This is a genomic window from Bacillus methanolicus PB1, assembly GCF_000262755.1.
Taxonomy (GTDB): domain Bacteria; phylum Bacillota; class Bacilli; order Bacillales; family Cytobacillaceae; genus Bacillus_Z; species Bacillus_Z methanolicus.
Genome location: NZ_AFEU01000003.1, coordinates 381,247 through 404,138, shown reverse-complemented (window position 1 = coordinate 404,138; position 22,892 = coordinate 381,247). Strand labels below are relative to the sequence as shown.

The window sequence follows — 22,892 nt, the reverse complement described above, 5'->3', positions numbered from 1 at the left end:
TAATTAATGACATTGGAGGTGACAGGAAAGGTGAACGTAAAATCAATGGTTGAAATCGAGAAAACCGCAACAGTATTGAAATTACTTGGGGATAAGACTCGACTCGCAATGATGAAATTGCTGCAAGAGAATACATATTGTGTATGTGAATTTGTAGCCATTTTTAAAACGAGTCAACCAGCTATCAGCCAACATTTGCGTAAATTGAAGGATGCCGGCCTTGTGAAAGAGAGCCGAAGAGGACAATGGATTTACTATTCTATGAATAAAGAGAGTGATGTTTATGACCTTGTACAAAGCATTCTAAATTATCTTCCAAGTCAAGAGGGACATTTAGAAGAGCTTGAAAAACAAGGGTTGCGCATCTCTTGTGAGTAAAATCAGCGGAGGTTTGTACATTGTTATCTATAATATTGGCATCATTGATTTTTTTGGTGACGCTTATTTTAGTGATATGGCAGCCTAAAAATTTATCCATAGGATGGTCTGCCTGCGGGGGAGCGTTACTGGCCTTGCTTGTAGGTGTTGTTGACGTTCAGGATGTTTTAGATGTTACACAAATTGTATGGAATGCCACCTTAGCATTTATTGCTATTATTATCATTTCATTAATTCTGGATGAGATTGGTTTCTTCGAATGGTCAGCTCTTCATATGGCTAGAGCAGCTAAAGGAAATGGTATACGCATGTTTGTGTACGTTTCGGTTTTGGGTGCTCTTGTGGCAGCATTTTTCGCCAACGATGGGGCAGCTTTAATCTTAACGCCAATCGTCCTTGCCATGGTCAGAGCATTGAATTTTGATGAAAAAAAAGTATTCCCATTTATTATAGCTAGTGGATTTATTGCGGATACAACATCCTTGCCATTGGTAGTAAGCAACTTAGTGAACATTGTTTCAGCTGACTTCTTTGGAATCCAATTCTCGGAATTTGCTTCTCATATGATCGTTCCGAACTTCTTCTCATTGTTTGCAAGTATTGTTGTTTTGTATTTATACTTCCGACGAAATATTCCAAAACAATATGATTTAGACCAGTTGAAAAAGCCTGTAGATGCAATCAGGGATGAAAAAATGTTCCGCTTATCTTGGATTGTTCTCGGTGTATTGCTGATTGGATATTTTATCAGTGAATTCTTCCGTATTCCCGTATCAATTATTGCAGGCATTACAGCAATTTTCTTCTTAATCATGGCCAGAAAAAGCCCTGCGGTTCATACCAAGCAGGTGCTGAAAGGAGCACCTTGGGCTATTGTCTTTTTCTCTATTGGTATGTATGTAGTAGTTTATGGATTGCGAAACGTTGGTTTAACTAACATCCTAGCTGACGTAATCCAAATGGGCGTAGATCAAGGATTGTTTGTTGGAACAATGGCGATGGGCTTTATCGCAGCCATTCTTTCTTCTGTTATGAACAACATGCCAACGGTTATGATTGACGCATTGGCTATTGATGCGACGAATGCAACGGGCACAATGAAGGAAGCGTTGATATACGCAAACGTCATTGGTTCTGATCTAGGACCGAAGATTACACCGATTGGATCCCTGGCAACTCTTCTTTGGTTGCATGTATTGTCTCTTAAAGGAGTGAAAATCTCTTGGGGAACTTACTTTAAAACAGGGATTGTTTTGACAATTCCTACTTTATTCATCACCCTTTTAGGACTTTATTTATGGTTATTGATTGTATAAAACAAATTGTTATAACTTAATTTTTTACAACAAAGGAGACATGAAACATGGAGAAAAAGATAATCTATTTCTTATGTACAGGTAACTCATGCCGCAGCCAAATGGCAGAAGGATGGGCAAAGAAATATTTAGGTGATGAGTGGAATGTATATAGTGCCGGAATTGAGGCTCATGGATTAAATCCAAATGCAGTAAAAGCAATGAAAGAGGTAGGAATCGATATTTCTGACCAAACTTCTGATATCATTAACCCTGAAATCTTAAATAACGCAGATTTAGTCGTGACATTATGCGGGGATGCAGATGATAAATGTCCATCCACTCCTCCTCGTGTGAAACGGGTGCACTGGGGATTTGACGATCCGGCAAAAGCAGAAGGAACAGAAGAAGAAAAGTGGGCAGTGTTCCAACGTGTACGTGATGAAATTGGGGATCGGATCAAACGCTTTGCGGAAACTGGCGAATAAATAAATTTGTCAAAACCAAATCTGGAAATAACACGAATATGAGGAGTGTATAAACTTGGATTCAGCTGTTTCAAAGAAAGTAACAATTTTCTCATATATTATCGCCTTTATATTTATTCTTGCGATGATAACATCTTCGGTAGTATTGAAAGATTCTGAAATTATTTTGCCGGAAATTGCAGCAATGGCGATTGCCATGTGGGTGTACCGGGAAGCGGGATGGATCAGGCAGCCTTCGAAGATTTTTCTCGCTCCGTCTTTCACTGCTGTGATCGGTTTTCTCGTGAATCAATTACACATTTCATTAATAGGAAAAGTAATGCTTACCTTTATTCTATTGATGCTCTTTTTGCGCATCATTCGATCGAATTTGGGGCCATCCATTGCAACGGGTTTACTGCCGGTCGTGACGGATGCTAACGAATGGTCATTTATTGTCTCGGTATTCGTACTTACCTTTATATTGATGATTGGGGTTCTCGCATGTGGATTGAATAAAGGACTTGAGAAGAAAGTCAATATACAGTATAAGTACAAGCTAGTGTACTTAGTAATTGTTTTCGCGTGGATTGGTATATGTTGGTCGGTTGGCTATGAATTGATCGCTATCCCTCCTATTCTCGTTGTTGTCTATGAGTCGCTACAAAAGCCGATGTATAACGGAAAAATGGCTTTAAAACAAGGGTTTGTTCTGACAATATCCGCGACTGTCGGAACACTGTTGTACTTTGCTGTCGATTCGTGGATATTGGTAACGATGTTAGATATGATTTTGATGCTTATTCTTTTACAAATTGTCGGAATCCGTGTCCCGGCGGTGTACGCCTTTCCGCTGCTTCCGTTTGTCTTCCCTGATGACCTCGTAGCGAAGCTGCCGCTAGGGTCGTTGATTACATGTGCATTCTTGTTTGCTTCGGTTTTGGCGTATAAAAAGATAGAAATGATGCATAGTGAAAAAGTAATGGAAATGTGAGGAGAAGGAAAAGAATTTATTTGGTCTAAAGGGTGCCGTTTCGATCCCATGCGGTCATTAACGTATAGTTGCATAACAGATTCTAAATCGTAAAACTTATTGTTAGTAAATCTTCGCAGATTGAAGTCAGCCAGTTTTCTGGTTGACTTTTTTGTTGACAAGCTCTTGACCGTGTACTTAGGTACATAGTTTATACTAAAGGTGAGGTGAAAAGAGATGTATCTTCGTGTTGGAGAATTAGCCGATAAATGCAATGTAAATAAAGAAACCATTAGATATTATGAACGCTTGGGTCTACTGCCAGAACCTTCTCGTTCAAAGTCTGGATACCGTTTATATCCCTATGAGACAGTTGAACGCCTCAAATTTATAAAGCGCATGCAAGACTTGGGTTTTACTTTAAATGAAATAGATAAACTTTTGGGGGTGGTAGATCGAGATGAAGCAAAGTGTAAGGATATGTACGACTTTACGGTTTCTAAATTAGAAGATATACAAGAAAAAATCGCGGATTTGAAAAGAATTGAACAAATGTTAATTAATCTTAAAGAAAGGTGTCCGGAGAATAAGGATATTTATGATTGTCCGATTATTGAATCGTTAATAGAGAATAAGTGATTGTTGTGGATAAAATAGGAGGATGTCTAATGAAAACCTATAAGATTGATATCCAGGGTATGACATGTACAGGTTGTGAAGAACATGTGGCTGAGGCATTAAAAAATATTGGAGCACAAAATATCGATGTTAGTTATCAACGGGGAGAAGCTTGGTTTGAATTACCTAATGATATCGATGTTGAGAGTGCCAAAAGGGCCATTGATGAGGCTAATTATCAACCAGGTAAAGTGGAAGAGGTTGAAGCACAAGAGACAGTAGTTTTAGGGGAAGAAGGAGATTATGACTTTATTATTATTGGTTCCGGCGGCGCCGCTTTTTCTGCTGCCATAAAAGCTGTTGAATATGGCGCAAAAGTAGCGATGATTGAGCGCGGAACGGTTGGCGGTACTTGTGTAAATATTGGCTGTGTACCTTCAAAAACCCTTCTTCGAGCAGGAGAAATGAATCGTATGGCAAAAACCAATCCGTTTATGGGTGTGCATACATTTGCAACTGATGTAGAACTTGCCGCATTAGTAAAACAAAAAAATGAACTTGTAAGTGAGCTTCGCAAACAAAAATATATAGATTTAATTAGTGAATATGGATTTGAGTTGATTAAAGGTGAAGCAAAATTTGTGAACGAAAAAATGATTGAAGTTGACGGAAAGCGACTGACGGCAAAACGATTTTTAATTGCTGCAGGTGCGGCTCCGTCTATTCCGAATATTCCCGGACTTGATGAAGTTGATTATTTAACAAGCACTACCATACTTGAATTAAAAGAGCTTCCAAAACGACTCACTGTTATTGGCTCAGGATATGTTGGAATGGAATTGGGACAATTGTTCCATAACCTGGGCTCTGAAGTGACGCTAATGCAAAGAGGAAACCGATTGCTGAAGGAATACGATCCTGAGATCTCAGACGTCGTGACACAAATGTTAATTGAACAAGGAATTCAATTAGTAACTGGCGCAACGTTTGAACGTGTTGAACAACAAGGAGAAATCAAAAAAGTTTATGTCGAGGTCGATGGCAAAAAGAAAGTGATTGAATCAGAACAACTATTGATTGCTACAGGAAGAAAACCAAATACTGAATCCCTTAATTTGCAAGCAGCTCATGTAGAGGTAGGTTCTCGAGGAGAAGTCGTTATTGATGAATACTTGAGAACAACAAATCCTCGCATATATGCAGCAGGAGATGTCACAATGGGACCACAATTTGTGTACGCAGCTGCTTATCAAGGAGGAATTGCTGCGGATAATGCGATTGGTGGTATGAATCGCAAATTAAATTTAGAAGTGGTTCCAGCTGTCACCTTCACTACTCCATCAATTGCCACTGTGGGTTTGACAGAACAACAGGCAAAGGAAAAAGGAATTCAAGTCAAAACAGCGGTATTACCACTAAATGCTGTTCCTCGGGCTATCGTCAACCGTGAAACCACTGGTGTCTTTAAATTAATTGCAGATGAGAAAACATTGAAAGTATTAGGAGTTCATGTAGTAGCAGAAAATGCAGGAGATGTGATCTATGCAGCTACATTAGCCGTGAAGTTTGGGTTAACTGTAGAAGAACTGCAAGAGACTATGGCACCATATTTAACGATGGCAGAAGGATTAAAATTAGTCGCACTTACTGTCGATAAGGATGTGTCTAAACTTTCTTGCTGTGCAGGATAAGTAACCAAGAGAGAGAACTTCGTGTATAGGACATAGAACTAACGAATAACGAACGCCATTGGAAAAGACAGCGGAATGCAGATGAGGAAAACCCGACATAAAGCATGATGAACTGTTAAGTGAAAAAAGACAGTTAATCCCATCCCCTTCTGAAAGCAGTTTTCTGCTCTGCTTATTTTTCTTATGTACCCTTAATACGATAGCAATCAGCAAATAATATGTACTTTCTCTTGATTTTACAGGGCTTAAAAACTATTATGTCGATTCGTTAACAAAACGAACATACATGATCGTATGTTCGTTAAAAAATCAATCTAAAAATGCTCGTTTATTTCCCATGATTCTACTGTCAAATAAGCGGTTTGAGGATCAAATCCCTTTCCAAGCAAATACGCCATTGCAGCCACTTCTTCAAGTGCATGTTTATAAGAAGTGTGTGCTCCTTCTTTTAAACCATAGGTTACAAAAGGGCTGATTGCTGCTAAAGTAGTATTCTTGAAATGAGGGTATAGCATTTTCTTAGTCACTTGATGGGCCATTATCTCTGAATAAGGGTACTGAGGGAACTGACCATAAGGATTAACTGGATAATAATGTTGTTGATAATGATTCATTAAATTAGACATCCTCTCTCTTTTCATTCTGTTCCATTTTATGCCTAAGAACGAATTAGGTGATTTGTCCAAACGCTATTATTAATAATTAAGGTAGCCGCAGCATATATTTATTTTGCATTTTGTAGTGGCTTCAAAATTGTTTTAAATTAAGAAGCGGGTGCACAGGATTATACGTGAGAAAATATAACGGAAAATGTAGGTGGCAAACTACTTATTATCATCAACTCTCCACTTATAGCCAATTCCCCAAACAGTCAATAAATGTTCATCGATCGGGAAGCCAGCCTTGCGCAATTTTTCTCTAATATTTCGGATATGTGAGTCAATCGTTCTGTCCTCTGTTTCAGCAAGCTGGCCCCATACGCTGGAAAGCAAATGCTCCCGTGTAAACACTTTGTTGGGATTTCGTAAAAATAAACCAATTAAAGCAAATTCCTTAGGAGTTACCTTGATGGAAATTCCTTCATATTTTAATTCAAACGAATTGTGATCCCATATTAAGCCTTTAAAAGCGACTTTATTTTTATTCTGATTTTCGTACCTTCTGATCACTGCTTCAATTCTCGCGAGCAGTTCCTCCTCATTGAATGGTTTTGTTACATAATCATCTGCACCAATTCGTAATCCTTTTACTATATCATTCTTATCATTTCTTGCCGTTAACATTATAATAGGAACATTCGAAAACTCTCTTATTTTTTCACATGTTTCCCACCCGTCCATTTCCGGCATCATCACGTCAAGAATCACAACATCAGCTGATTCTTTTTTAAGATACTCGATTGCTTCCATTCCTGAAGCGCATTTTATACAACGATAGTTATGAGGAGAAATATATAATGACAGGAGATCAAGCATTCTCTGTTCATCATCTACTAATAAAGCTGTCTTCATTCTTTATTCTCCTTTATAATGATCTCAAAACAAGTGCCATTGTTTAAACTGCTTTCTACTGAAATTGTCCCGCCGTGAGCTTCGATTATTTCTTTCACAATCGCCAGTCCTAGCCCTGTTCCTCCTAATGCTCTTGAACGGGATTTATCCACCCGGTAGAAGCGGCCGAAAATATAAGGCAAATCTTCTTTCGGGATCCCTTTTCCTTGGTCTTTAATATAAATATGAATGTTTTGATTTATTTTTTTTACTTCAACCGTTGTTTTGGATTCAGCTTCGGAATATTTCAGTGCATTATCAAGTAAATTATATAATACCTGTTCAAATCGCACCGGATCTGCATCTATAAAGATTTTACTGCTGCAATGCATTTCAAGCTGAACATTGCGGTTGATAAATGCCGGTGATATTTTTTGGTAAATGGCTTGCAACATTTCCGATAAATTGATTTTCTCTTTCATAATCGTAAAAGAATTTTTATCAAACTTGGCTAAATCAAACAAGTCTTTTACGAGAAGGGAGATGCGATCCGCTTCTTCGTAAATAATATTTAAATAAGTTGCTCTTTCTTCTTCTGATATGTTCTTTCTTCTTGAGATGTCCGCATAACCTTTTATATAAGTAAGAGGTGTTCTTAATTCATGAGAAATGCTTGCAAGGAATTCATTTCTTTCTTGTTTTATGTAGTTTAAATCTTTTGCAAGAAGTTGAATTCCTTGGCCAAGTTCCCCAAGTTCATCGTTCCCCAATCGAGGCAGAGTCACCGTAAAGTCGCCTCTGCTAAGTTTTTTTGTTGCTTCTTTCATTTTTATTAAAGGGGTGGTAAGAACTTTTGAAAGTATCAATATAGTGATGATCATAAATAGTATTGTTAATAATCCGGCCAGAAAAAAATGTTCATTTAACCTAGAAATTAATTCCTGTACTTTATCCGTTCTTTTAAACATATACACATAGCCATTGTTTTTTGCATTGATAAAAAAGGGGCTGACTGTTGATAAATATTGTTCTTGTTTCCAGTTGTCTTCGAGGACCATTCCATCTCTCGGAGGTGATAATATTTTTTTTGAAAGCTCTTGTATGATTTCATCATCAATGGTATCAGAACTGGCGATGACTTTCCCATGCTGATCAGTAATTACTACATCTGTATCGGATTGGGATTCCATCAGGACAATATGTTGCAGAGTTTCTTCTTTAAATGATTCTTCCAATACATCCCGATGATTATTGCCTCTTGCCTTAAGTGACATTAATTCCTCATCTACTCGTGAATGAATAATTCCATTATGCAAAAAGAAAAAAAGCACAGTATCGATAATAAATATGCTAATAAAGACTAAAAACCCAACTTTAAGGGAAATCTTTTTCATTTTCACTCTCCTACAATCATTACTTTTTGATGATTCAAGCTGGTTTAACAAACTCTTTTCCGCTTTTTTCTTTTGAGTAAAATGATAAACAATGAGAAAGAAAACACAAGTAAAAGAATTTTCCCACCGAAATCCCATTCAATTATTTGTTTAACGGAGTATGCTTCTATCATCAATGCCGGTAGTTTTCCTAAAGTACTGGCAGCAGAAAAAATAAGTAAATTCGTTTTGCTTAATGCTGCCGCCAGGTTAACGATACCTGATGGCATAAAGGGCAAGATCGGAAGCATTATGATTAATAAAAAAGAATCCATTCCTTTTGTGGTAGTCAGTTGTATGCACTTCATTAGTATGTTTTTAAATGTGCATTTTTTATGAAGTTTATTGTTTTTAACAAGAGGAAATATAAGAAATGAAAGGGGCGACGGAAAAATATTGTGATTGAAACATCAAAATCCTTCGAATATGACTTACAGTAAATTGCCGTAAAGTTCCTTTGAAAAGTGGCAGACACCCCGTGGGGAAGTAAAGATTACCAATAAGGAACACTCTGTGCTGATTACTGGTTACGATGATAAATATATTTATTTTAATGACCCCATTACCGGTGTCAAAAATAAGAAGATCCCGGAGGGGGATTTCAGAGATGCCTGGACGCAAATGGGGAGACAGGCTATTACATATTTGCCCCAAGACTTTCAGACAATAGATTCATAAGAAATGATTTATCCAAATTTTGAACTTAAACGAGAAATCTCTCGGGAACATCATTATGAAGTAAGAACGAAATTTTTGCATTCCTCCATAAAAATTTCATTTTTTGTTTAGCAGAATGGTGGTGATCGTGCTTTTGATTATTATTCTCATCCATATCTTCCGCTTCCTCCTTTTTAATAAATACTTCTCCACATAGTATTGTATATACCTCGATTATTTATAAATTAGATTGTATTTTTATCTGAAATAGAAAAGTACTTCGAATCTCCCAGATACAGTAAAAGCAACTCGTTAGGCATTTGTTGTAAAAAAGTCGGTTTGGGCTCTCGTGTTTTTCTAGGTCCACTGGATTTTTATTGCCTGTACAAAGGTAAAAGGAAAAAAGGAAAATTAATGCAAATGTGAGGAGAAGGAAAAGTATTTATTTGGTCTAAAAGGATTCGATTCCATCCGGGTTTTTCTTGGAAATAACATACAGTAACAAATATAAAAAGCAGTGATTCTCACTATAAAAATCTTACTGCTTTTTTTGAATTTTATTTAGAGTGTTTAAATTCAATCTCAGAATCAGAAACAAAGAAAATCGTATGCACTTTAAATATTCATCATATTTCCTATTTATTGTACTATTGACTTATTGAATTTATTGTTATATTGTATAACATATAATGTTAGAAAACCTCACATGAATAGGTGGTTTAAATGAAAAAACTTGAAGCAATCATTAGACCGGAAAGGCTCACTGATACGATTAAAGGGTTGAGGCAGATCGGAATTACTGGCTTTACCGTGTCCCAGGTAGTAGGGAGAGGGAAACAGAAAGATACTCAAGGTGTCTATCGCGGAAAAAATTATCAAGTGACTCTCCATCCAAAAGTTAAATTGGAAATAATCCTTTCTGATTATATGGTGGAGCCAACGATCAAAAAGATATTTGAATCAGCTAATACCGGAGAAGATGGCGACGGTAAAATTTACGTTTATCCAATTTTGGAAGCTTATAACATTCGAACGGGCAAAGCAGACTTTGATATCGATGATTTACTTAATCAGGAGGGGTGACTTTCATGAAGCTGATGTATTTAAATACAGTTTGGACTGTATTAGCTGCTGCAATGGTGTTGTTTATGGAAGGTGGTTTCAGTTTACTGGAAGCCGGTTTTGTTCGAACCAAAAACGCTGTCAATGTAACAATGAAGATTTTTGTCGATTTAACAGTAGGTGCTTTAGCTTTTTGGCTGGTTGGTTTTGGAGTGATGTTTGGGAAAGATGCATTTGGAATCATTGGAACTACATTATTTGGAAGCCCTGAAAAGATTGCGCTATCTATTGATTTACCAAGTACAGCTTTTGTACTTTTTCAAATGGGTTTTGCGGTAGCTTGCATCTCGATTGTGTCGGGTGCGGTAGCCGAGCGTATGAATTTTAAAGCCTACGTATTAACAGCCGCTCTTATTTGTATCATTATTTATCCACTTTCAGGTCATTGGATTTGGAACAGTGATGGTTGGTTGGCGAAATTAGGAATGAAGGATTTTGCCGGTTCCGCTGCGATACATGCAGTAGGCGGCTTTGCTGCATTTGCAATGGCAAAACTGTTGGGACCTAGAAAAGGGAGATTTAATTCGGATGGCAGTGCCAATGTATTTGCACCTAGTAACATTCCTTTAGCATCAGCCGGTGCATTCATCTTATGGTTTGGCTGGTTTGCTTTTAATGCAGGAAGTACATTAGATGCTTCCAATGCAGCCCTTTCATCGATTGCGATTAATACGATGCTTGCGGGTGCAGCCGGGGGGACCGCTGCATTGTTCCTTACTATGAAAAAATTCGGAAAAGCCGACCCAAGTATGACCATCAATGGCGTGCTGTCCGGCTTGGTTGCGGTGACGGCAGGATGTGCCTATGTCTCTCAATGGAGTGCAATTATCATTGGAGCTATCAGTGGTTTTATTGTGATTTATGCTACTTTATTCGTTGACAATCTAAAAGTTGATGACCCTGTTGGTGCTGTAGCCGTACATGGATTCAATGGTGTATTTGGAACCATTGCGGTCGGGCTGTTTGATACATCACAAGGTCTATTGACGACCGGTGAATTCACCCTGTTCAAAATACAATTATTAGGAGCCGTAATGGTAATTATTTGGGGTCTTATCGGTGGTGCTATTATCGCGAAGATATGTGAAATGACAGTCGGTTTCCGAGTAAGTGAAAGTGAAGAAGAAGAAGGTCTTGATATGTCCTATCACGGGATTCCTGCTTATAACGAATTAGAACGGTTCATGGATTTGCCTGTAAGTTTATATAATTTTGAAGAAACAACAGGCATCACTGTTGCCCCTGTTTATAGCAAGGAAAAAGTTGGCAGTAAAGTAGTTTAATAGGGAAAGGATTTCTACTATGAATGAAAATACCCCTTTAGGCTATATTGATTAAAACTAATGAATTTTTTAAGGAGCCTGTCACAAAGGGATCCTAGATCTCAATGTGACAGGCTCTTTTTATCGTATTTTTCTTTCTGTTTTAAGGCATATATAATATATGCACATTATTAGGATCACTAAGAAGCTTTCTAATCCCTATGCCTCCCATTACCACATGACTGCACAATTTCTGCATTTTTTCGTTGTATTTTAATACAAATTAATAATTCCGGAAGGAGACAAGGAATGAAAAAGATTTTGACTTTACTCTTGTTGGCGGGTTCGGCTTAAATCCATTTTTGTTATATAATTTCATGATAAGTTAATAAAACAGGGAGAGGATTATTTTGAAAAAGTTTTTCTTTTTATTGGCTGTATCGGGATTGGCTTTAAGTATCACTGCATGCAGTCAAAATGATGATAAAGCTGAAAAACAAAACGAGACGACAAACCGGACTGAGCAGGAACAGGGAAAAACAAAGCCCACAGGAGAAACGAATGGGAACATTGCATCAAATAATTTCTTTACCCCATTTGATGGGAAGCTGGAACATATTCATGGGCTGGGATATGCCGGCAACCAAAATGCAGTTTTTTTTGCATCGCATGACGGATTAAAAGTCTATGAAAATGGAAATTGGTATCAGACTAAATCCGAAAATAATGACTATATGGGTTTCAGCGCAGTACAAAAAGGTTTTTATACCAGCGGCCATCCGGGAAAGGATTCACAGCTTCCGAATCCATTAGGCATAAAAAGAAGTTTCGATAATGGGAAAACTCTAGAAAAGTTAGCGCTTGAAGGGGAGACTGATTTTCATGCAATGGGAGTTGGTTATGAGAATAATGTGATATATGTATTAAATCCACAAAAGAATTCCCTCATGGAAGCGAATAAATTATATGTGAGTGAAGATCAAGCGAAAACTTGGAAAGAAATAAGCGCCAAAGGATTAGGCAAAGAAATATTCAGCATTGCTGTTCATCCTAGTAACCCTGATATCGTTGCAATTGCAGGGAAAGAAGACATCTATTTATCAGAGGATAAGGGTGAGAATTTTGAACTGATTACGAAAGGGATGCAAGGAACCGCAGTGTTTTTAACGGAGAATCACCTCTGGTACGGAGGATATAACGATGAGGCCCGTTTAATCAAACGTTCTTTAACGGATGGTTCAGAAGAAGAGATTTCTCTTCCAAAAATGCAACAGGATGCTGTCATGTATTTAGCTCAAAATCCAAAAGATGATAAAGAAATCATTTTCTCTACTTTTAATGGCGATATTTATCAAACAAATGATGGAACGAAATCATGGGATCTTCTTGTAAAAGAAGGAAATTTACAAACTGGAAAGTGATCATAATAATGAATGCGGCTGTAAAAACGGCCGCATTTTTATATGAATAAAAGGGGGTACAAAAATATCATTCAGGTTTATTATTTGCATTTGGGTCCGGAGTAAAGTTAGGCCGATAGCCATCATATTTTACCATAGTCACCATTCCCGCTGAAGCATGGTGCAGATCATGGCAGTGGAAAAGCCAGTTTCCTGGGTTATCAGCTTTAAAAGCAACGACGTATTCATCACCCGGTTTTAAATTAATTGTATCTTTAATGATCGGTGATCCTTTGACGGGTTTGCCGTTTTTACTTAATACTTGGAAGAAATGTCCGTGTAAATGCATAGGATGGTCATCCATCATTGAATTGTTGACTAATTTCACTTTTACTAGGTCGCCTTTTTTAACATTGATCTTTTCAGTGTCAGGGAATGTTTTTCCATTAATGGTGTAAACCATGTTTTTTCCATCCATCATTGTATTAAGGTCCATTGTATATTCTACATCATACTTTTGATCTAATTTAAATTCTCCGTTTTTCGTACCGCCGTAATTTGTAAAAGTAAATTCAGGCAAATTTTTATCCTGATCGGACTGGTCTTTTGATTCAGTATTACCTTCATATTGAATCTTCGCTTTCATACCATCAGTGCCTTCCATATCGCCATGGCATTCGAGGTACCATTCACCGGGGTTGTCAGCAGTAAATTCAATGTCATAGCGTTCACCCGGTGCGATCGATATTAACTGGTCCTTTAATTCTTGTGGTTCATTTAATTCCTGGCCGTCTACTGCCACGACCTTAAATTTATGGCCGTGCAAATGAATTTTGTGTGACATAAAACCGATATTGGCTAAACGAATTCTAATTTTTTCTCCCTCTTTCACTTTAAGAGGCTCCACTAAATCTCCACTTTTTCCGTTAATCGTAAAAATATCATAATTATTCATGCTGTGTCTCATGGACTCACTGTCCATGCCGCTGTCATTGCTGCTTTCTTTCGGATCTGAGCTTTTATTTGAATCCATTCCGCCCATATTGCTGTGATCCATTCCACTCATATTGCCATGATTCATGCCGTTCATTGATGAATCAGCCTCTTTAGGATTACTCATCCACTCATCAAGCATAAGTGTGAAATCTCGGTCATAAGTTTTTTCTTTTGGTTCGACTAAAAAAGAACCGTAAAGCCCTTTATCAAGCTGATTGACACCATCTTGATGGGTATGGTACATATATGTTCCCGGATTGGCGGCAATAAATTCATAGGTAAAAGATTCTCCCGGTTGAACGGCATTTTGTGTTACTCCCGGAATGCCATCCATTTCATTTGGAACGGGAATTCCGTGCCAGTGAATGGAAACCGGGTCTGGAAGTTCATTTTTAAGTGTGATTTTCACTTTTTCTCCTTCTTTCACGCGAATTTGCGAACCGGGAACGGAACCGTTAAATGTCCAGGCTTTTACACTGACCTTATTGTTTAATTGGTGGATCGCTTCTTTTGCGACAATTGTAAATTCATTTCCTGTCAGTGTTTCAAAATTTGTAGTTTTCAGACTATCCATTTGGGTTTCTTCTCCGTTATTTTTTGATTCCCCCACGTTATTCATATTTTCATGATCCATACCACTCATTTTCCCATTTTGAGCAGAAGAACATGCTGCTAATATTAATATTACGAAGGACAATAGCGCTATCAATTTTAGCTTCATAGAAGCACCTCCTTATTTTTTCAACCTCTATCATAGTTGAGAATTTTGCAGAAAATATGGATTTAATTTATCGAATATTTGTATTTAAACAATGAAACATCACTTTTTAAAAAAATTTAAATAAAAAATTATTGATTACTAAGTATTTAAGGTTTTTTACAATAAATAAAATTATAATTCTGAAGATTTTGATGGTTCATAGATGCAAAAAAACGTAACGGATTTTTTCGATATAAGAGTCATAAATCTAAAAAATTACTGGATTCTGCATAGATTTTTGATAAATACTCTTTAGAATATATTTAATAAAGAAGATTCAGAGGTGTAAACTAGATATGGAAAATATACAGCCGCTTGACAGGGATGCGATTGCCAAAGGAAGGAAATATTGTTTTGGAAGCTTGCTGATATTGCAGCAGTTTAATTAATTGAAGAAAACAATTTCCTTTACATACTATACGGGGGTATGATATGATCAGAGTCGAGGAGGGAATCGTATGGTTTTCGAATTAGAAAATAATCCCTTCAAAGAAGAAGAGAGCTGCTGCATCGTTACAAGTGACAGGAAAAGCCATCATTCCGAAAAAGTGAAGAAAAATCTCATTACCCGCTTAAATCGGATTGAAGGACAAATCCGCGGAATAAAAGGTTTAATTGAAAAAGATACGTATTGCGATGATGTAATTACACAAATTTCAGCGACGCAATCAGCTTTAAATAGTGTGGCAAAAATTCTTCTGGAAGGACATTTAAAAAACTGTGTTGTCGATAGAATCCAGGAAGGCGACATGGAAGTTTTAGACGAAGTCCTTATTACAATCCAAAAATTAACGAAGCTGTAAAGGGAGATGACAAGCATGGAAAAAGTAACATTACATGTACAAGGAATGTCTTGCGGTCACTGCGTTAAGGCGGTTGAAGGCAGTGTCGGTGAGCTGAAAGGTGTATCAAATGTAAAGGTCTATCTTGAAAATGGCACTGTAGATGTTGAATACAATGCAGATGAAGTAACTCTTGATCAAATTAAGGAAACAATTGACGATCAAGGTTATGAAGTTGTCTAACTAGTGACGTGCCGGCAGTGCAGCACGCTCTCTTTTTTAAAAAATATACCCTATATAGGTATGAGGTGTTTGGCGATGAGTGAAAAAGTGTTAGAAAGCCAATTTCAAATAACCGGTATGACTTGTGCAGCCTGCGCTACCCGAATTGAAAAAGGTTTAAAGAAAATGGAAGGCGTACAGGATGCCAATGTGAATTTGGCTCTTGAAAAAGCCACCGTAAAGTTTAATCCTTCCGTAATGGGACCGGCTGATATTCAGAAAAAAGTAAGAGATCTTGGCTATGATATTGTAACTGACAAAGCGGAATTGATCCTTACAGGAATGACATGTGCCGCTTGTGCTACAAGGATTGAAAAAGGGCTAAATAAGATGGAAGGGGTTATCAATGCCACTGTTAACCTTGCTCTTGAAAAAGCAGCGGTTGAATATAATCCATCCATTGTTTCGCCTAAAGATATGATTCAAAGGGTGGAAAAACTTGGTTATGGTGCAAGTGTGAAAAGTGAAGATAATGATAAAGAAGCAGTCGATTATCGTTTGAAAGAAATCAAAACTCAACAAGGAAAGTTCATATTTTCTATGATATTATCGCTCCCGCTTCTTTGGTCTATGGTTGGACATTTCAGCTTTACATCGTTTATTTACGTCCCTGAAAGCTTTATGAATCCCTGGGTACAAATGGCACTGGCAACACCTGTTCAGTTTTTTATCGGAAAACAGTTTTATGTCGGTGCATATAAAGCGCTTCGAAACAAAAGTGCCAATATGGATGTACTGGTCGCACTCGGTACGTCTGCCGCTTATTTTTACAGTGTATTCTTAGCCATTCAGACGATTGTTAATAATACTCATTCAGTCGGACTGTATTTTGAAACAAGTGCCATCTTAATTACGTTAATCATTCTTGGAAAATTGTTTGAAGCGAAGGCAAAAGGACGATCTTCAGAAGCAATCAAGAAGCTCATGGGCTTGCAGGCCAAAACGGCAACCGTATTGCGTGATGGAGAGGAAAAAGAAATTCCGCTTGAAGAAGTCGTTGTCGGTGATATTTTGTTAGTTAAACCGGGTGAGAAAGTTCCGGTTGACGGTGAAATTTTGGAGGGACGCACCGCACTTGACGAATCGATGATTACGGGAGAAAGCGTCCCTGTTGATAAAACAGTAGGCGATACGGTAATCGGAGCCACTATCAACAAAAATGGTTTTATTAAAATAAAAGCAACAAAAGTCGGAAAGGATACGGCTCTTGCTCAAATCATTAAAGTAGTTGAAGAAGCTCAAGGCTCAAAAGCGCCAATTCAACGTTTGGCCGACTCGATTTCCGGCGTTTTTGTACCGATTGTTGTCGGAATTGCGGTTGTTACGTTTTTTATCTGGTATTTATGGGTTGCACCCGGGGATTTTCCAGAAGCATTAGAAAAATTAATCGCTGTTCTAGTCATTGCTTGCCCTTGTGCGCTGGGACTTGCAACACCTACCTCCATTATGGCGGGCTCGGGTCGTGCAGCTGAATATGGCATTCTTTTTAAAGGCGGAGAGCACCTTGAAATGACGCACAGGATCGATACCGTCGTGTTAGACAAAACGGGTACGATCACAAACGGTGCCCCTGTTTTGACGGATGTGATAACAGAAATGGACGAAGCGGAATTTTTAACGCTTGTCGGTTCTGCCGAGAAGCAATCTGAACACCCGCTTGCTCAAGCGATCGTAGAAGGGATTAATGAAAAGAATATAAATCTTAAGAATGCTGAGGAGTTCGAAGCAATCCCCGGCTACGGGATAAAAGCAAAGGTTGATGGGAAAGAAGTCCTGATTGGTACTCGTCGTTTGATGAATAAATACAATGTGGAAATTGAATATGCAATGAATCAAATGGACAGTCTTGAAAAACAAGGTAAGACAGCCATGCTTGCGGCGATTAATGGAACATTTGCCGGTATTGTTGCGGTAGCGGACACAATTAAAGAAACTTCAACTGAAGCTGTTAAGCGTTTGAAAGAGATGGGACTTGAAGTCATTATGATTACTGGCGATAACGAGCAGACAGCCCGTGCCATTGCTAAACAGGCAGGGATTGAAAATGTAATTGGGGAAGTACTTCCGGAAGGTAAAGCGGAAGAAGTGAAGAAACTTCAGATGCAGGGCAAAAAAGTAGCAATGGTAGGGGATGGTATTAACGACGCACCTGCACTGGCCGTTGCGGACATCGGGATGGCAATCGGAACAGGAACGGATGTCGCGATGGAAGCAGCTGACATCACACTGATCCGAGGTGACCTGAACAGCATTGCTGATTCAATCTTTATGAGCAAGAAAACGATTCAGAATATTAAGCAAAACCTATTCTGGGCTTTAGCCTATAACTCGCTCGGAATCCCGGTTGCCGCAATCGGTTTCTTGGCACCGTGGCTTGCAGGGGCTGCAATGGCGTTCAGCTCCGTGTCCGTAGTGCTTAACTCACTCCGTTTGCAAAAGGTCAGATTGTAGAAAGAGGTAGGAAATTCTTATAATCTAATACAGACATAAACACAAATTAGATAAAATGAAATCACAAAAAAACCTCATCATGACCGCCTGTCCGTTTTTGGGCAGGTTTTACTCGTTTTTAGTAATAATTACTTACGTTTTTAACATAAAGACAGAAGTCTTCCTTGTTAAAACAGGTATTTACGATAATTATTTTGAACCAAAATCCACTTTGTTACAGTGACCTCTTCAACAATCCACTCATTACCATTCGCCGTTTTATTTACATAATTATCGATAGATAATGAAAGCAGGCAATTTGTGAACATTTTGTGAATAAATTCTGTTAATTTAGAAAAAATATAGTTATAATAAAGGTACGAACAAAAGTAGGAGAGGAGAGAAAAATGATCAAGTTTCTTCCATATATGTACTTGCTGATTGCTATATTTTGTTTTGAAAACGGTTTCTTAAGCATTCAGATGCAAGAGTACCAACATACAATTTTATTGTTATGCTTAGCATTTTTTAATTTGATGTTATATAAGATTTTTCGCAAAGAGGCAAAAAAGCCGCATTTAAAGCTAATACGGAGTGCAAAACAATAACAAAAGGCGGCCACCGCAAGGGTGAACCGCCTTTTGTTTGAGATGGAGCAGGCCATCTATTACATATGATACATATGTCCGGAAGACATTACCCAAATGGAGCCTGCAACTGTTACAACCGCAATAAAAAATGCGTAAATAATATTGATCGTTTGCGCTTTGGCGTCTTCGCCTTCGTTCATATGCATGAACATATACAATTGAAGAACGGCTTGAACAATTGCAAGAGATCCAATAATCCAAATTATCGTCTTCAATGGCAAGGACGTTTTAAGAGCAACACCGGCAGCAGTAAACGTCAACACGAGTGACAATATGAACCCAACGACATGACTGACTGGAAAGCCTTTTGATTTCTTAGCCATATTACGACACCATCCCTGCTAAATAAACAAATGTGAAAATGAAGATCCAAACAACATCAAGAAAATGCCAGTATAGACCGATAATAAATGTTTTCCGGGCTGTTACCGGAGTCAAGCCGCGTTTCAGGAGCTGGATGATAATCAATACAGCCCAGCCGATCCCCATGCTGACGTGCAATCCGTGCGTGCCAAGCAATACGAAAAAGCTTGATAAGAAAGCACTTGTCTGCATCGTTGCACCTTCATGGACGTAATGAATAAACTCTGTTGCTTCCATGAATATAAAGCCTGCACCGAGAAGCAAGGTTAGAATCAGCCATGTTAACAATCCTTTTAGATTGTTTCGGCGCATTTCATAGATCGTAATTCCGCACGTAAAGCTGCTTGTTAAAAGAAGAATGGTCTCCACCATGACATCTTTGATCTTGAAAATATCATGAGGAGTCGGTCCGCCGGCGTACCGAGTGTCAAGGACTCCATAAGTAGCGAACAGCGTCGCAAACAGGACGATCTCCGCACCAAGGAAAATCCAGAAGCCTAAAATGTTCATTCTGTTTTGTTCTGTTTGATATTCTAGAGTCAAGGATGAATCCACTTTAGCCGACATGATTTTTCACCCCTTTATCAGTGTTTCTCCAAGAACGTTCAGTTTTAATAATTTCATCAATATGAACATGATAGCCATCATCATAGTCAAAGGAACGGAAAACAAGACCGGCAAGAATTCCGATTGTTGCAACAGCCGCTGCAATTGTCCATTCGAATACAAGGAAGAAACCGGCAACGCCAAATACGACTCCCATGTAAAAAGGAATCCATGAGTTGCTTGGCATATGAATCTCTTCTAATTCATCCTCATTCAATGTTAAGTCTATATTATTTTTCTTCATGTGCCAGAACGCATCAAGTGAATGAACTTCAGGGATTTTTGCAAAGTTATAGTGCTGCACCGGTGAAGCTGTCATCCATTCTAGTGTTCTTGCATCCCAAGGATCGTGGGACACATTCCTGTCAGCGTACCTTGCACTCCAGTAAATGTTGTAACAAAAAGCAATGAAACCGGCCGCTAAAATGACGGCTCCGATTGCCGAAACAACGAAAAGCGGTGTAAAGCCTGATTCTGCCGAGTACGTATAGGCACGGCGAACCGCTCCTTTTAATCCAAGGAAGAACATCGGCATGAACGTAACATTAAAACCGATTGTAAACAGCCAAAAGTGAACCTTGCCGATTTTTTCATTCAGCATATGGCCGAACATTTTTGGCCACCAGTAATAAAGCCCTGCAAAGACGGCAAAGACAACACCTGGTATTAGCACGTAATGGAAGTGTGCTACAAGGAACAGAGTATTATGATACTGGAAGTCAGCCGCAGCCATACCAAGCATAACCCCTGTCACACCGCCGATGACGAAGCATGGAACGAACGCCAGTGCCCACAGCATAGCGGTTGTAAATTTAATTCGACCTTTGCGCATCGTAAATAGCCAGTTAAACATCTTAACACCGGTCGGAACGGCAATAAGCATCGTTGTAATCGAGAAAACAGAGTTAACAGCCGGTCCGGAGCCCATTGTGTAGAAGTGGTGCACCCAGACGAGCATACTTAATACTGAAATTGCAACAATTGAGAAAACCATCGATTTATAACCGTAAAGACTTTTTCTTGAAAAAGTTGCAATAACCTCTGAGAACATGCCAAAGGCTGGAAGAACCACGATATACACTTCCGGGTGTGCCCATAACCAGAACAAGTTTGCCCAAAGCATGTCAAGACCGCCGCCTGCTAATGTAAAGAAATGTGTTCCGAAAATACGGTCAAATGTCATTAATGCAAGAGCAACCGTAAACATCGGGAATGACGCTACAATAATAATGGAAGTAATAAATACCGTCCATGTAAACATCGGCATTTTCATCAATGTCATGCCTTTAGCCCGCATTTTCAAGATTGTCACGATAAAGTTGATGCCTGTCATCAATGTACCAATTCCGGCAATCTGCAGGGCAACCGCATAATAGTTGTTCCCGATGCCAGGACTGAATTCTTTCCCGGAAAGAGGGAAGTAAGCTGTCCACCCGGCATCAGGTGAACCGCCAATAACAAACGAAATATTAAACAGCATGGCTCCGCTGAAGAAGAGCCAAAAGCTCAGTGCGTTTAACTGCGGGAAAGCAACGTCCCTTGCCCCGATTTGCAGCGGCACAACTACGTTCATCAAACCGATAAGAAGCGGCATCGCCATGAAAAGGATCATAATGACGCCGTGGGTTGTAAAAACTTCATTATAATGTTGGGCATCTAAAAATCCCATTTCAGGCTGTGCTGTTTGGGCTTTCATCAAAAGACCGTCGACTAAACCTCGGAAAAACATTAATACACCGGAAAGAATGTACATAATTCCGATATTTTTATGGTCAACCGTAGTAAGCCATTCTGTCCAAAGCCATTTCCACTTCTTAAAATAAGTGAGTGCTGCGATAATTCCAACCATTGTCAAGACAATCGCGATTTGTGAACCAACAATTAACGGATCCCCGGTAATTAAGATTTCATTCCATTTAATGCCCACTATGTCCACCTCCGTGAGTTTCTTTGTCTACGGTAAGATCGTGATGATTCATATCGCTGGCTTCAAGGTGAGATTGATTCATATGGTGATTTCCTGAGTTCTCAGGATCTTCAAACGTTTTCCCTTGATAACCATGGCCTCTGTAAAGTTCAGGGTTTGTGTACGTTTTTGAGTTCGGGTCAGCATGGTTTACCCATCCAAGGTGCGTATTGGAGTAAGTTAAGCGTCCGAGATGAGTTGGCTCAAGCAATTTTTCGTATTTTGCTTTGGTCAGCTTAGGTGCTTTCTCTTTTACATCTTTTACCCATTTGTCAAATTCTTCTTTCGTTTGGGCCTGGACTTCAAACTCCATTTCCGCAAAACCTTTACCGTTAAAGTTTGAGTTGCGTCCCAAGTAAGATCCAGGATTATCGGCAACAATGTACAATTCTGTTTCCATTTTATTCATTGTATATTTTTGTCCTGATAAAGCCGGAACCCAGAAGGACTGCATAGTCCCTGCAGAAGTAAGCTTGAATTGAACAGGTGTATCTTCAGGGATATTTACGTAATTGACTGTTTCAATACCTTGTTCAGGATAGCTGAAGATCCATTTCCAATCTGCCGAAGTCACATGAATGGTGATCGGATCTTTTTTTTCATATCCTTTTGGAATCTCTTCTAATTGATAAAGCGTTTTCACGGTAGGAATCGTTAAGGCAATCACAATCAAAATCGGTATGGCAGTCCAAATAATCTCCAAAACGGTGCTGCCATGTTCTTCCGGAGGTTCATAATCTTTGTTTTCCGGTCTTTCGCGGTATTTCCAAACAATCCAGCCAAACAGGCCAAATACCACGACAATGACAAGCGCCATAAGAATGAGCGACCAGTTTATGAGCTCGGTTATGCTTCTCGCTGCCGGTCCTTGAGGTTCAAAAACTACCATATTTGTTTCACATCCGCTTAAAAGCAGGAGAAACAGAATGGTAATGAACGAAACTAAAAATCCTCTCTTTGACTTCATTTTGCATCTCCTTTCGAATGAAACGAAGAAACGAACAAATGTCACAAAATATTGCTCAAAAATTCACAAATCTGACAAAAATAAAAGTCGATTTAGTTCATTTCTTCACATCTCGACATAAATAGATAGTAATTATTTTTACTATTATTAATGTATAAATGATATTAACATATCTATTGGTGTAAAATTGTGAAAAGTTTGTTACGAATTACACAAGTTTAAATTCCAGGAAATTGAAATAATCGAGTTATATTAATATCAAGTTATTTCCAATAATCGTTTGAGAACTTTATCACCTTTCTCT

The 22,892-nt window shown here is 38.5% G+C and carries 21 protein-coding genes and 1 pseudogene; 13 read left to right on the top strand and 9 right to left on the bottom strand.

From position 1 onward, the window contains the following. Positions 1–45: 45 nt before the first annotated feature. The 6 genes from PB1_RS11700 (at position 46) to merA (ending at position 5,422) form a co-directional block, all read left to right on the top strand. Entirely contained in the window at positions 46–378 is a 333-nt protein-coding gene (locus tag PB1_RS11700) for an ArsR/SmtB family transcription factor (protein WP_174269865.1), read from the top strand. A 20-nt stretch (positions 379–398) separates the two neighbouring features. Further along, positions 399–1,694, top strand: coding sequence for an arsenic transporter (locus PB1_RS11695; protein ID WP_004436779.1), 1,296 nt, complete (start codon positions 399–401; stop codon positions 1,692–1,694). A gap of 47 nt (positions 1,695–1,741) precedes the next feature. Next, positions 1,742–2,161 carry an arsenate reductase (thioredoxin) gene (arsC, locus tag PB1_RS11690; RefSeq protein WP_004436778.1) on the top strand — a complete coding sequence of 140 codons (420 nt, stop codon included), beginning with the start codon at positions 1,742–1,744 and terminating at the stop codon, positions 2,159–2,161. 55 nt (positions 2,162–2,216) lie between these two features. Continuing rightward, positions 2,217–3,134, top strand: coding sequence for a membrane protein (locus tag PB1_RS11685; protein ID WP_004436777.1), 918 nt, complete (start codon positions 2,217–2,219; stop codon positions 3,132–3,134). 216 nt (positions 3,135–3,350) lie between these two features. Beyond that, positions 3,351–3,752, top strand: coding sequence for an Hg(II)-responsive transcriptional regulator (gene merR, locus PB1_RS11680; RefSeq protein ID WP_004436775.1), 402 nt, complete (start codon positions 3,351–3,353; stop codon positions 3,750–3,752). Positions 3,753–3,781: 29 nt separating this feature from the next. Then, on the top strand, positions 3,782–5,422 hold the full coding sequence (merA, locus tag PB1_RS11675) for a mercury(II) reductase (RefSeq protein ID WP_004436773.1): 1,641 nt from the start codon (positions 3,782–3,784) through the stop codon (positions 5,420–5,422). Between the two features lie 314 nt (positions 5,423–5,736). Here the strand turns inward: merA and PB1_RS11670 are convergent, their stop codons facing one another. The 3 genes from PB1_RS11670 to PB1_RS11660 form a co-directional block, all read right to left on the bottom strand. Beyond that, positions 5,737–6,036: a hypothetical protein gene (locus tag PB1_RS11670; RefSeq protein WP_004436771.1), complete on the bottom strand. Its 300-nt coding sequence runs from the start codon at positions 6,034–6,036 to the stop codon at positions 5,737–5,739. Positions 6,037–6,246: 210 nt separating this feature from the next. Then, positions 6,247–6,933 carry a response regulator transcription factor gene (locus PB1_RS11665; protein WP_004436770.1) on the bottom strand — a complete coding sequence of 229 codons (687 nt, stop codon included), beginning with the start codon at positions 6,931–6,933 and terminating at the stop codon, positions 6,247–6,249. Then, a complete protein-coding gene (locus PB1_RS11660) occupies positions 6,930–8,306 on the bottom strand; it encodes a sensor histidine kinase (RefSeq protein WP_004436768.1) in 1,377 nt (458 codons plus the stop codon). Before PB1_RS11660 ends, PB1_RS11665 begins: the two co-directional genes overlap by 4 nt. 489 nt (positions 8,307–8,795) lie before the next feature. Here PB1_RS11660 and PB1_RS17080 point away from each other — a divergent pair. Further along, positions 8,796–9,023 (top strand): annotated as a pseudogene (locus tag PB1_RS17080) (C39 family peptidase); the annotation flags it as partial. A 25-nt stretch (positions 9,024–9,048) separates the two neighbouring features. Here the strand turns inward: PB1_RS17080 and PB1_RS18325 are convergent. Further along, entirely contained in the window at positions 9,049–9,177 is a 129-nt protein-coding gene (locus tag PB1_RS18325) for a hypothetical protein (RefSeq protein WP_004436764.1), read from the bottom strand. 548 nt (positions 9,178–9,725) lie between these two features. Between PB1_RS18325 and PB1_RS11650 the strand changes: the two genes are divergently transcribed. From PB1_RS11650 to PB1_RS11640, 3 genes are all read left to right on the top strand, one after another. Then, complete coding sequence (locus tag PB1_RS11650) at positions 9,726–10,085, top strand: P-II family nitrogen regulator (RefSeq protein WP_004436762.1); 360 nt, start codon at positions 9,726–9,728, stop codon at positions 10,083–10,085. A gap of 5 nt (positions 10,086–10,090) precedes the next feature. Beyond that, the gene (locus PB1_RS11645; RefSeq protein ID WP_004436760.1) at positions 10,091–11,407 is read left to right on the top strand and encodes an ammonium transporter; all 1,317 of its coding nucleotides are present in this window, start codon (positions 10,091–10,093) and stop codon (positions 11,405–11,407) included. 389 nt (positions 11,408–11,796) lie between these two features. Beyond that, a complete protein-coding gene (locus PB1_RS11640; protein WP_004436757.1) occupies positions 11,797–12,807 on the top strand; it encodes a F510_1955 family glycosylhydrolase in 1,011 nt (336 codons plus the stop codon). 67 nt (positions 12,808–12,874) lie between these two features. Here PB1_RS11640 and PB1_RS11635 read toward each other — a convergent pair whose 3' ends face one another. Further along, positions 12,875–14,503, bottom strand: coding sequence for a multicopper oxidase family protein (locus PB1_RS11635; protein ID WP_004436756.1), 1,629 nt, complete (start codon positions 14,501–14,503; stop codon positions 12,875–12,877). Positions 14,504–15,000: 497 nt separating this feature from the next. Between PB1_RS11635 and PB1_RS11630 the strand changes: the two genes are divergently transcribed. The 3 genes from PB1_RS11630 (at position 15,001) to PB1_RS11620 (ending at position 18,057) form a co-directional block, all read left to right on the top strand. Continuing rightward, positions 15,001–15,345 (top strand): metal-sensitive transcriptional regulator, encoded by a 345-nt coding sequence (locus PB1_RS11630; RefSeq protein WP_004436752.1) that lies wholly within the window; start codon positions 15,001–15,003, stop codon positions 15,343–15,345. Positions 15,346–15,360: 15 nt separating this feature from the next. Next, positions 15,361–15,567 carry a copper chaperone CopZ gene (copZ, locus tag PB1_RS11625; protein WP_004436751.1) on the top strand — a complete coding sequence of 69 codons (207 nt, stop codon included), beginning with the start codon at positions 15,361–15,363 and terminating at the stop codon, positions 15,565–15,567. Between the two features lie 75 nt (positions 15,568–15,642). Next, complete coding sequence (locus PB1_RS11620; protein WP_004436749.1) at positions 15,643–18,057, top strand: heavy metal translocating P-type ATPase; 2,415 nt, start codon at positions 15,643–15,645, stop codon at positions 18,055–18,057. 646 nt (positions 18,058–18,703) lie between these two features. On the opposite strand, the gene qoxD is transcribed toward PB1_RS11620, so the two are convergent. From qoxD to qoxA, 4 genes are read right to left on the bottom strand one after another with little or no spacing between them, the layout of a single operon-like run. Next, positions 18,704–19,009, bottom strand: coding sequence for a cytochrome aa3 quinol oxidase subunit IV (qoxD, locus tag PB1_RS11610; RefSeq protein WP_004436746.1), 306 nt, complete (start codon positions 19,007–19,009; stop codon positions 18,704–18,706). Between the two features lies 1 nt (position 19,010). Then, on the bottom strand, positions 19,011–19,616 hold the full coding sequence (qoxC, locus tag PB1_RS11605) for a cytochrome aa3 quinol oxidase subunit III (RefSeq protein WP_004436744.1): 606 nt from the start codon (positions 19,614–19,616) through the stop codon (positions 19,011–19,013). Then, positions 19,606–21,582: a cytochrome aa3 quinol oxidase subunit I gene (gene qoxB, locus PB1_RS11600; protein WP_004436742.1), complete on the bottom strand. Its 1,977-nt coding sequence runs from the start codon at positions 21,580–21,582 to the stop codon at positions 19,606–19,608. Before qoxB ends, qoxC begins: the two co-directional genes overlap by 11 nt. Then, positions 21,572–22,588, bottom strand: a complete 1,017-nt coding sequence (qoxA, locus tag PB1_RS11595) for a cytochrome aa3 quinol oxidase subunit II (RefSeq protein ID WP_004436741.1) — start codon at positions 22,586–22,588, stop codon at positions 21,572–21,574. Before qoxA ends, qoxB begins: the two co-directional genes overlap by 11 nt. Positions 22,589–22,892 lie beyond the last annotated feature (304 nt).